This is a genomic window from Kitasatospora sp. NEAU-69 (genome assembly GCF_057158765.1).
Map to the genome: position 1 here is coordinate 239,992 of NZ_JBWXUE010000005.1, position 10,157 is coordinate 250,148.

At 72.1% G+C, this 10,157-nt stretch carries 9 protein-coding genes; 5 read left to right on the forward strand and 4 right to left on the reverse strand.

All coding sequences use genetic code 11. The features are described 5' to 3' along the window. Window positions 1–81: 81 nt before the first annotated feature. The 4 genes from AC060L_RS08440 (at window position 82) to AC060L_RS08455 (ending at window position 5,657) form a co-directional block, all read left to right on the forward strand. Window positions 82–582, forward strand: a complete 501-nt coding sequence (locus AC060L_RS08440) for an FMN-binding protein (protein WP_483797946.1) — start codon at window positions 82–84, stop codon at window positions 580–582. A gap of 407 nt (window positions 583–989) precedes the next feature. Then, window positions 990–4,460 (forward strand): S8 family serine peptidase, encoded by a 3,471-nt coding sequence (locus AC060L_RS08445; protein WP_483797947.1) that lies wholly within the window; start codon window positions 990–992, stop codon window positions 4,458–4,460. A 214-nt stretch (window positions 4,461–4,674) separates the two neighbouring features. After that, a complete protein-coding gene (locus AC060L_RS08450; RefSeq protein WP_483797948.1) occupies window positions 4,675–5,448 on the forward strand; it encodes a COG4280 domain-containing protein in 774 nt (257 codons plus the stop codon). Next, the gene (locus tag AC060L_RS08455; RefSeq protein WP_483797949.1) at window positions 5,445–5,657 is read left to right on the forward strand and encodes a hypothetical protein; all 213 of its coding nucleotides are present in this window, start codon (window positions 5,445–5,447) and stop codon (window positions 5,655–5,657) included. Before AC060L_RS08450 ends, AC060L_RS08455 begins: the two co-directional genes overlap by 4 nt. 39 nt (window positions 5,658–5,696) lie before the next feature. On the opposite strand, the gene AC060L_RS08460 is transcribed toward AC060L_RS08455, so the two are convergent. Then, window positions 5,697–6,023 (reverse strand): carboxymuconolactone decarboxylase, encoded by a 327-nt coding sequence (locus AC060L_RS08460; RefSeq protein WP_483797950.1) that lies wholly within the window; start codon window positions 6,021–6,023, stop codon window positions 5,697–5,699. Between the two features lie 194 nt (window positions 6,024–6,217). Next, complete coding sequence (locus AC060L_RS08465; protein ID WP_483797951.1) at window positions 6,218–7,153, reverse strand: NADP-dependent oxidoreductase; 936 nt, start codon at window positions 7,151–7,153, stop codon at window positions 6,218–6,220. A 137-nt stretch (window positions 7,154–7,290) separates the two neighbouring features. On the opposite strand from AC060L_RS08465, the gene AC060L_RS08470 reads away from it, so the two are divergent. Further along, the gene (locus AC060L_RS08470) at window positions 7,291–7,950 is read left to right on the forward strand and encodes a TetR/AcrR family transcriptional regulator (protein WP_483797952.1); all 660 of its coding nucleotides are present in this window, start codon (window positions 7,291–7,293) and stop codon (window positions 7,948–7,950) included. 46 nt (window positions 7,951–7,996) lie between these two features. Here the strand turns inward: AC060L_RS08470 and AC060L_RS08475 are convergent, their stop codons facing one another. Together AC060L_RS08475 and AC060L_RS08480 are read right to left on the reverse strand one after the other, a co-directional pair. Then, on the reverse strand, window positions 7,997–8,683 hold the full coding sequence (locus AC060L_RS08475) for a response regulator (protein WP_483797953.1): 687 nt from the start codon (window positions 8,681–8,683) through the stop codon (window positions 7,997–7,999). Continuing rightward, on the reverse strand, window positions 8,683–10,035 hold the full coding sequence (locus AC060L_RS08480; protein WP_483797954.1) for a sensor histidine kinase: 1,353 nt from the start codon (window positions 10,033–10,035) through the stop codon (window positions 8,683–8,685). Before AC060L_RS08480 ends, AC060L_RS08475 begins: the two co-directional genes overlap by 1 nt. Window positions 10,036–10,157: the final 122 nt, after the last annotated feature.

Below are 10,157 nucleotides of genomic sequence, written 5' to 3' on the forward strand. Positions count from 1 at the left end.
CCGCCTGGCCCGCGCCGCGCCCGTGCCGCCGCGCCCGTGCCGCTGCGCCCGTTCCACCGAAACCGAGGGAGTGCCCACCCGATGCGTCGAGTTGTCGTCACCTGTACCGCCACCGCGGCGGGCATCATCCTGCTGCTCTCGCTCAAGCCGCACGGCTCGGCGTCGGCGACCAGCCTGCCGGCGATCTCCTCGAACACGGCGGGGGCCGCCGGCGCGGCGTCGCCGGGCACGGCCCCTGGGACTTCGGGCTCCGGATCGCCGTCCGGATCGCCCTCGGGATCGCCGTCGGGCGGCGCCGCGGCCGCGACCAGGGTGGTGACCGGCAGCGCGGTCGACACCCGGTACGGCCCGGTCCAGGTCCGGGTCACCCTCGCCGGCAGCCGGCTGACCCAGGTGGACGTGATCCAGTACCCCTCGGAGAGCGACCGCGACTCCGAGATCAACAACTACGCGCTGCCGCAGCTCAACCAGGAGGCGATCGCCGCCCAGAGCTCGCAGGTGGACGTCATCTCGGGCGCCACCTACACCAGCGAGGGCTACCAGCGTTCGCTGCAGAGCGCCCTGGACCAGGCCGGGCACTGACGGGACCTCGAACCCACCCGTCAATCCGCGCACGACCACACACGACAGATGGGGACAAAAGCCGACGAGACGATAGATAGGCGTACGAGCGCCTTTTGGTACCAATTGGCCTGACGTTCGGTCAGAAAAAAGGAGGATCGAAACATCACAATTTCGTGATCTTCATAAAAACCTCACGCACCGTCGGATTGCGACAGGGCCTCTCACCTGCGGTTGTCCGGCTATCGGACGTGGAGGTCCGCTCTGCCATGCCCTTTGTGCGTGTAAACCCCTTGTCGTGGCGGGTGTCGACACGATGAAATGCGGGTGCTTGTCGGGACGGGCGTTCCAGAGGCACACGTACATCCGACCCCGGTATGCGCGGTCTGGCCGCGCCCCCTGACGTCTCACCAGACGAAGGGATGTTCATGATCGGCTGGCGCAAGTCGCAGCTCGCAGCCGTCACGCTCACCGCCGCATCCGTGGTCCTCGCTTTCGGGACCAATGCCTCCGGCGCCCCGGCCGTTCCGACCCCGAACGCCCAGGCGGCTTCGGAGACCGGTGCACCGGCTCCCGTGATCGTGATCCTGAAGGACCAGCTCACCAGCACCCCGGCCGACGCCGGTCACCTGGATGCGCGCAAGAAGCAGGCGGGCGCCGACCAGGCCCCGCTGCTGGCCAAGGTGAAGGCCGCGGGCGGCACCGACGTCAAGAGCTTCGTGGTCGGCAACGCCTTCTCGGCGACCGTCAGCCCCGCCCTGCGGGCGCAGCTTGTCGCCGACCCGTCGGTCGCCTCGGTCGTCGATGACCTGAGCGTCAAGACCACCCCGGCCACCGCGCCGGCCGCGACGGGCACCGACTCGGGCGCCAAGGCGGACAGCAAGGTCGCCGCCGCGCCCGCCACGGGCAACACGTACGACCCGAACGCGATCTGCCCCAAGGACCCGAGCCAGCCGCTGCTGGAGCCCGAGGCCCTCTACTCGACGCACGCCGAGAGCACCCCCGGGCAGCCCGGTGCGCACGAGATCGCCGACGGCAAGGGCGTGAAGGTCGCCTACATCGCCGGTGGCCTGGACCCGAACAACCCGGACTTCATCCGCCCCGACGGCTCGCACGCCGTGGTGGACTACAAGGACTTCTCCGGCCAGGGCTTCTTCACCCAGTCCGGCGGCGGCGAGGCCTTCGGTGACGCCTCGGCGATGATCGCCCAGGGCCGGCAGAGCTACGACCTGTCGAAGTTCGTCAACCCGAGCCACCCGCTCCCGGCCGGCTGCAACATCCGGATCGAGGGCATCTCCCCGGGTGCCTCGCTGGTCGCGCTCCAGGCCGGCGGCGAGCTGATGTCGAACTCGGCGATCCTGCAGTCGATCGACTACGCGGTCTCGGTCGCGCACGTGGACGTGCTCAACGAGTCGTTCGGCAGCAACATCACGCCGGACAGCGGCGCGCACGACACCATCTCGCTCTTCAACGACATGGCGACCGCCGCAGGCGTCACCGTGGCCGTCTCCAGCGGTGACGCCGGTATCAACGGCACCGTCGGCACCCCGGCGACCGACCCGAACGTCATCGCGGCCGGTGCCTCGACGGACAACCAGAACTACGCGCAGACCGGTTACGCGGCCTTCCGGTTCTCCAACGGCACCTGGGCGGACAACCGGATCTCGGCGCTCTCCTCGGGTGGTGTCACCCAGGCCGGGCGCACCGTCGACCTGGTCGCCCCGGGTGAGTCGGACTGGGCGCTCTGCTCGCCCGACCTCACGCTCTACAGCGACTGCACCGACTTCAACGGCAAGCCCACCGGGATCGAGTCCTTCGGTGGCACCAGCCAGGCCGCCCCGATGACCGCCGGCGCCGCCGCCGACGTGATCCAGGCCTACCGGGACAGCCACAACGGCGCCTCCCCGAAGCCCGCGCTGGTCAAGCAGTTCCTCGCCGGCACCGCCGCGGACCTCGGCCTGCCGGCCGAGGAGCAGGGCGCCGGTCTGCTGAACGTGCGTGCCGCCGTCGAGGCCGCCCGTGGCTACCAGAGCCCGGCCGGTTCGAAGGACAGCAGCACCGTCGCGGTCACCAGCGGCCAGGTCACCGTGACCGGCCAGGCCGGCTCGGACCACACCACCGACGTCACCGTGGTGAACACCAGCGCCAAGACGCAGACCGTCACCGCCTCGACCCGCGTCTACGCGGCGCAGAGCGACGCGAAGCAGACGGTCGCGGTGAACTCCTCGACCGACCCGCAGTTCCCGTACGCCACCAACGGCGCTCCCTGGGTCGCGCACAAGGTCACGTTCAACGTGCCCGTCGGCGCCGACCGCCTGGGTGCCTCGATAGCCTGGCAGGGCGCTCCGCAGAAGTCCGGCAACAACACCGTGACCCCCGTGGTCCGGCTGACGCTGCTCGACCCGTCCGGCCGCTTCGAGACCAACACCCGTCCGCAGGGTGGCGCCACCTCGGCCAACTACGGCTTCGTGGACGTCCCGAACCCGACCGCGGGCACCTGGACCGGCATCCTCTACACGCCGGCCGGTGACAAGGGCTTCACCGGCCCGGTCCAGCTGGACACCTTCACCCAGCGCGCCATCCCGGCCGGTGCGGTCAGCCCGCAGTACACCGACCTCAAGCCCGGTGAGACCAAGAAGCTGCACGTGCAGGTCACCACCCCGGCCGCCGGTGGCGACACCACCGAGTCCGTCGTGGTCGCCAGCTCCAACGGCACCACCACCAGCGTCCCGGTCGTGCTGCGCAGCCTCGTTCCGCTGAACGGCAACACCGGCACCTTCACCGGCACCATCACCGGTGGCAACGCCCGTGGTTCCTCCCCGGCGCAGTCCAACTCCTGGGCCTTCGACGTGCCGAAGGGCAAGAAGGACCTGCGGGTCGGCGTGACCGTCGCCAAGGACCCGAACCTGGTCATGCAGGGCGTCCTGATCAGCCCCAACGGCACCCCGATCGACGCCGAGAGCAACGCGGCCTTCGACGCCTCGGGCAACCTCACCGCCACCGCGGCCGGCGTCTCGGCCACCACCGTCAACCCGGTCGCCGGGCGCTGGCGCTTCGTGCTCAACGTGCTCAACCCGGTGAGCGGTGCCGAGCTCGGCCAGGCCTTCACCGGTGTGGTCGGCTTCGACCAGGACCAGGCCACCGCGCCCGGCCTGCCGAACAACACCCGCACCAAGCTCGCGGCCGGCAAGCCGGTCACGGTCAACGTGCAGTTCACCAACAACACCGCCGCCGTGCAGAGCCTGCAGGCCGACGGCCGGCTGAACAACCGGGTCGACCTGCCGCTGCTGCCGATCGGTGCCTCGGCCAACATCGCGCTGCCGCAGACCACCAGCACCGTGACGCCCAGCTTCATGGTTCCCCCGGGCACCGACAAGGTGACCGCGGTGGCGGCCTCCAGCACCCCGGTGCAGCTCGAGTTCAGCGGCCCGACCGCCTCGCCCGACCTGTTCGGCGACCTCAAGAAGGCCCAGAACGGCTCGACCGTCTCGGTCGTCCAGGACAACGGCAGCGCCTCGCAGCCGGTCGTCCCGGGTCTCTGGGGCACCTACGCCCAGCAGATCGGCCCGTTCCCGGACAGCGGCGCTCCGGCCGGCACCTCCACGGTGACCGCCTCGGCGCACACCCTGGCGTTCGACCCGGCGCTGACCTCCAGCACCGGTGACCCGTTCGCCGCCGCCTACAACGCCGCCGCCCCGGCCGTCACCCCGGTGATCGTCCAGCCCGGTGCGACCGGCAGCCTGCAGGTCACCCTGACGCCCAAGGGCGCCAAGGGCAGCCAGGTGCACGGCGTGCTCTACCTGGTCTCCGGTCCGGCCGGCACGCAGGTCGCGAACAGCGCGATGAGCGTCACCGGTTCGGTCCTGGCCCAGATCCCGTACAGCTACACCGTCAACTGACGCGCGGCGTCGGCGTCGGCTTCCGCTGACGCCCGCTCCGTGACACGTGGCACCGAGGCCGCCCCCGCGCACGCGGGGGCGGCCTTGCCGTTGGCTGCCCGGCTGTCGGGAAAGCCCGCAGGCGGTGGCCACTGCTCTTCAGTCGCGACCATGGGCGCAACTAGGATGGCCCGATGACGTTCTGCCACCGTGTGCACGGCCCGCGGGCCCGCGCATGAGCTCCTGGATCCTGTTCCTCACCGTCTTCCTGGCCTGCGCGGTGGAGGCCGTCGAGGCGTTGACCATCGTGCTGGCCGCCGGCACCAGCCGGCACTGGGGCTCCGCCGTGCAGGGAACGCTGGCGGCGCTGGTGGTGCTCGCGGCCACCGTCGCGATCCTGGGGCCGGCCGTCGGTGCGATCCCGCTGGGTGCGCTGCGCCTGGTCGTCGGCGCGCTGCTGCTGATCTTCGGCCTCCAGTGGCTGCGCAAGGCGATCCTGCGTGCCTCCGGCCACAAGGCGCTGCACGACGAATCCGCGGCCTACGCCAAGGAGGTCGCCGCCGCCTCTGCCGCTGCCGCCGGCGGGCGCGGCGTGGTCCGCGACTGGTACGCCTTCACCCTCGCGTTCAAGGGCGTCTTCCTCGAAGGGCTCGAAGTCGCCTTCATCGTGGTCACCTTCGGCAACAACCAGCACGACGTCCCGCTCGCCGCACTCGGCGCGCTGACCGCCGTGCTGAGCGTCACCGCGCTCGGTTTCGCGGTGCGCGCACCGCTGGCCAAGGTCCCGGAGAACACCATGAAGTTCGCGGTGGGCATCATGCTCACCTCCTTCGGCATCTTCTGGTCCACCGAAGGAGCCGGCGCGCACTGGCCCGGCTCGGACGCCGCGCTGCTGGTCCTGGTGCCCGCGGTGGCCCTGCTGGCCGCCGGCTACACCGCGCTCCTTCGCCGCCCCACCGCACCCGCCGCCCCGACGGCGGACCCGTCCGCGCAGGGAGCCCCCCGATGAGCTGGATCCGATCCTTCGCCGCCTTCTGGTACGACTTCGTGGTCGGCGACGACTGGCGCGTCGCCCTGGGGGTGGTGCTCGCCCTCGGGGCCACGGCCGGACTGGTCCACGGCGGCGGCGTCAACGCCTGGTGGCTGCTCCCGATCGTGGTCGCGGCGCTGCTGGGCCTCTCGCTGCGCCGAGTCGTGGCCCCGAAGGGGAGGAAGTAACCCAGGCCGAGGCCACGCTCCCGACGCGCGCGGGGGCCGTTACGCGAGCCCCTCGGCCTCCGCCGCGGCGACCGCGATGGTGATGCCCAGCGCCTCGGCGATGTGGCCCGCCGCCGACATCACGCGGGCGGTTCCCACGATCGGTGCGATGGCGACCAGGACGTCCTGGAGCTGCTCGGCGGTCAGACCCGACCTCATGGCGGGGTCGATGTGGGCGAGGTAGGAGATCGTCGGTGCGTCCGTGGCGGCGAGCGCGGCGATCCGGGTGAGAATCAGCATGTCCGGGGCCATGCCGCACCGCTCGATCGAGTCGATCGTCATGGCGGCCAGGGTGTCGAGGACCGGGGTTTCGGACGTCATTGTCATGGTCGGCTGTCCTCCGATGAGGTGCGAACGTACGACCGGCCGGGCGAGGCGAAGACAGCCGGACGCCCGGGCCGCTTGAGTCCGACACTAGAGGCCCGGTCCGGCTCCCGCACCGCGTGGCGCCACCGGCCGGACCCGCCGGTCGGACCCATCGGCCGGACCCGCCGTACGGCCCGGCCGGTGCACCGCCGGGCTCAGGGGCGGATGCTGAGCACGGTCTTCCCGCGGGCCCCGCCGTTCTCGACCGCGAGCAGGGCCGCCGCCGCCTCGTCGAGCGGGAAGCTCCGCTGCACCCAGGGCTTGAGCTCTCCCGACTCCACCAGGCCTGCGAGCTTGGCCAGTTGCGCCCCGTCCGGGTGCATGAGGAACGCACTCACCTGGACTCCCCAGCGCTCCCGCTGGGCCTCGATGTCGGGGACGAGGACGATCGACACGAGCGCGCCGCCCGGCTTCAGCACGCCGAAGGAGCGCGCCTGGGTCTCCCCGCCGATGGTGTCGAGGACCACGTCCACCGCGCCGACGACCTCGTCGAACCTCTCCTTGCGGTACTCGATGACCTGGTCGGCCCCGAGTGCGCGGGCCCGCTCCACACCGTCCGCGCCCACGGTGGTGACCACCTCGGCGCCCAGGTGCTTGGCGATCTGGATGGCGACGGACCCCACGCCGCCCGTGCCGCCGTGGATCAGCACCCGCTGGCCCGCCCGCAGCTGCGTCTGCTCGGTCAGCGCCTGCCAGGCGGTGAGCCCGACGAGCGGCAGCGAAGCCGCCTCCTCGAAGGAGAGCTGCGCCGGCTTCGCGGCCACCAGGCTCTCGTGCACCGCGACGAACTCGGCGAACCCGCCGCCCACGTACGGATCGACCCGGCTGAAGACCTCGTCGCCCACCGCGAACGCCGTCACACCGTCGCCGACCGCCACGACCACACCCGCGACCTCGTTGCCCAGGATCCGGGTCTGCGAGAGCTCGCCGGGCTGCATGAACCCCTTGACGATCAGGTGATCGACCGGGTTGACGCCCGCCGCCCTGACCTCGATCAGGACGTCCTGGCCGCCGACCTCGGGGGTTGGCACGTCGGCGACCGTCACCACGTCGCCCACCTGGCCGTACTTGTTGATCACTGCTGCCTTCACGGTCTGCTCCTCTGGTGCTCCTGCGGCCCGGTGATGGCCCGGGCAGTACTTGACCTCTCGTTCCAGAACTTACAGATTCTGGAACGAGAGGTCAAATAAGTGCGGCGCCGGCCGCTGGGCTTGGGTACCGTAGGGCCATGGGAAGACCGCGGACGTTCGACGAAGAGGCGATCCTGGACCGGGCGATGCTCCTGTTCTGGCGCAAGGGCTACGAGGCCACGAGCATGAACGACCTGGTGGAGGAGCTGGGGCTGGGGCGCGGCTCGATATACGCGGCGTTCGGTGACAAGCACCAGCTGTTCGTCCGGGCGCTCGGCCGCTACCTCGGCCGGCAGGCCGAGCTGCTCGCTGCCACGCTCGACGACCAGGAGCCCGCGCTGCCGCAGCTGCGGCGCCTCTTCGAGACGCTGCTCCGGTCCGACTCCGCCTGCAGCGGCGCGGGCTGCTTCAGCGTCAACAGCATCGCCGAGCTGCTGCCGGGCGACGCCGACGTCGCCGGGCTCGCCCGGTCAGGCCTGCGCAGCGCGGAGGACGCCTTCGCCGCCCAGCTCGAACGGGCCCGCGCGACCGGGGAGCTCACCGCCGCCGTGAGCCCGCGCGACGCCGCCCGCCTGCTGCTGGCCCAGGCCCAGGGCCTGCAGATCCTGCGCAAGGCGGACCCGGATCCCGAGCGTCTGGCGGCCTCGCTGGACTCGGTCTTCGAGCTGCTCCGCAGCCCGTCGGCACCCGCGGTCACGACGCACACGGCTACTGCCATCACCGGCATCACCGCCGCCGAGCCCGCACCGGTGTCCTGATCCGGTGACCTGATCCGGTGACGTGGTGGCCTTTCTGGGGGCCGGGTCAGCCCGCCGAGCCGGCCGCCACCAGGCCGGACTCGTAGGCGGCGATCACCGCCTGGGCGCGGTCGCGCACCTGCAGCTTGCCGAAGATGCTGGTGATGTGGTTCTTGACCGTGGAGGCGCTGATCTCCATGGCCCGCGCGATCTCGGCGTTGTCCAGACCGCCGGCGATCAGGCGCCACACCTCGACCTCGCGGGCCGTCAGCTCGGCCAGGCCCGCCGCCGGGGCCGCCGGCCGCGAAGGGCGCGGCGCCGTGACGTAGGTGGAGAGCAGCCGGGTGAGCAGCCGGGGCGCCACGGCGGCCTCACCGGTGTGCGCGGTGCGGATCGCGGCGAGCAGCTCCTCCGGGGAGACGTCCTTGGGCAGGAACCCGCTGGCCCCGGCACGCAGCGCGGCCACCACGTACTCGTCCATGTCGAAGGTGCTCAGCGCCAGCACCCGGCACTCGGGCAGTTCGCGGGCGAGGCGCTCGGTGGCCTGGACGCCGTCGAGGACCGGCATCCGGATGTCCATCACCACCACCGAGGGCCGGTGTCGGTGGGCGAGTTCGACGGCCTGCTCGCCGTGCTCGGCCTCGGCCACCACCTCGATGCCCGGGGCGGGGGAGAGGATCAGCGCCAGGCCGCGCCGGACCAGCGGCTGATCGTCGGCGATCAGCACCCTGATCGGTTCCTCGGTCGGTGTCATCAGAACTGTCCCTCCCTGTCGATGTTTTCGGCGCGTTCGGCGCGTTCGGCGCGGTCGGCGCTTTCGGCCGGGGCCAGCGGCAGGCTGGCCGCGACGCGGAACCCGCCCTCCGCCAGCGGTCCGGCCACCAGGCCGCCGCCGTGCAGGGCGGCCCGCTCCCGCATGCCGATCAGACCGTATCCGCCGCGCTCCCGGCCCGATCCCGGCGCGGCGCCCCCGCCGCCGTGACCCGCACCGCCGCTGTGACCCGCACCGTTGTGACTCCCACCGCTCTGTCCGTGTGCCCCGCCGCCGGTGCGCCCCGGCCGGCCGGAGCCGTTGTCGGTGACCTCCACGGTGACCGAGCGCGGCCCGTAGGTCAGCCGGACCCGGGCCTCGGCCGGGCCGGCGTGTTTGCGGGCGTTGGTGAGCGACTCCTGGACGATCCGGAAGACCGCCAGGTCGGTGGTCGGCGGCAGCGGCCGCGCGGTGCCGTGGACGGTGAGCTCGGTGGGCAGGCCGGCCAGCCGCGACTCGTTGACGATCCGTTCGAGATCGGCGGTGCCGGGCTGGGGCGGGGCCGGGGTCTCCTCGCGCTCGTCGTCGGCCCGCAGGACGTCCAGCAGCTGGCGCATCTCGCGCAGCGCCAGGCGCCCGGCGCTCTCCAGGGTCACCAGGGCCTCGCGCACCACCTCCGTGTCGCCGCCCAGGTTGGCCCTGGCACCGCCGGCCATCAGCTGCATGGTGGTGATCTGGTGCGCCACGATGTCGTGCAACTCCCGGGCGATCCGCCGCCGTTCCTCCGCCACCGCACGCTCCTCCAGCAGCCGGCGGCTGGTCTCCACCCCGTGCTGCCAGCGGGTGATCACCGCGCCCGTGCCGACCACCCCTACGGACGCGAGCACGCTGGCCAGCAGGTCCTCCCCGGCCAGGCTCAGGTGCGGCCCGCGGTAGGTCAGCGCGACGAGGGCGGCGGCCAGCCCCGCCGGTAGGGCGACCACGAGCGGGCAGTACCTGGCGACGGCGAACAGCGCCACCGCGGTGGTGCAGGGGATGTGGTGCGACAGCGGCGCGCTCAGGTTGAGCACCAGGTTGCCGGTCAGCACCGCGGCCATGACCGCGAGTGGGCGACGGCGCCGGGCCAGCAGCGGCAGCGCCGTCAGCACGCTGAGCACCAGGCCGAGGAGGCTCAGCGGACGGTTGGCGTCCAGGCTGTTCATCGTGTAGCCGAACACGTCCAGGATGGCCGAACCGGCGGTCACCAGCGCGTCGTTGCGGGTCCAGGGCGCGTCGCCATCCGGTTCGTCGTCGGGAATCGGTGGACCGCCCATCGGCGGCGGACCGTCCGGCGGCAGCGGTCGGTGCGTCGCCATGCTGGTGGTTCTCCTCTGCGGATGGTGCGGCGGCCCGCGCGCCCGGCCCCGGCCGACGGGCCCTGCTCGGTGGGCCCTGGTCGAACGGCCCTGCCGGGTGGACCCTGCCAGGCGCGCCGCAA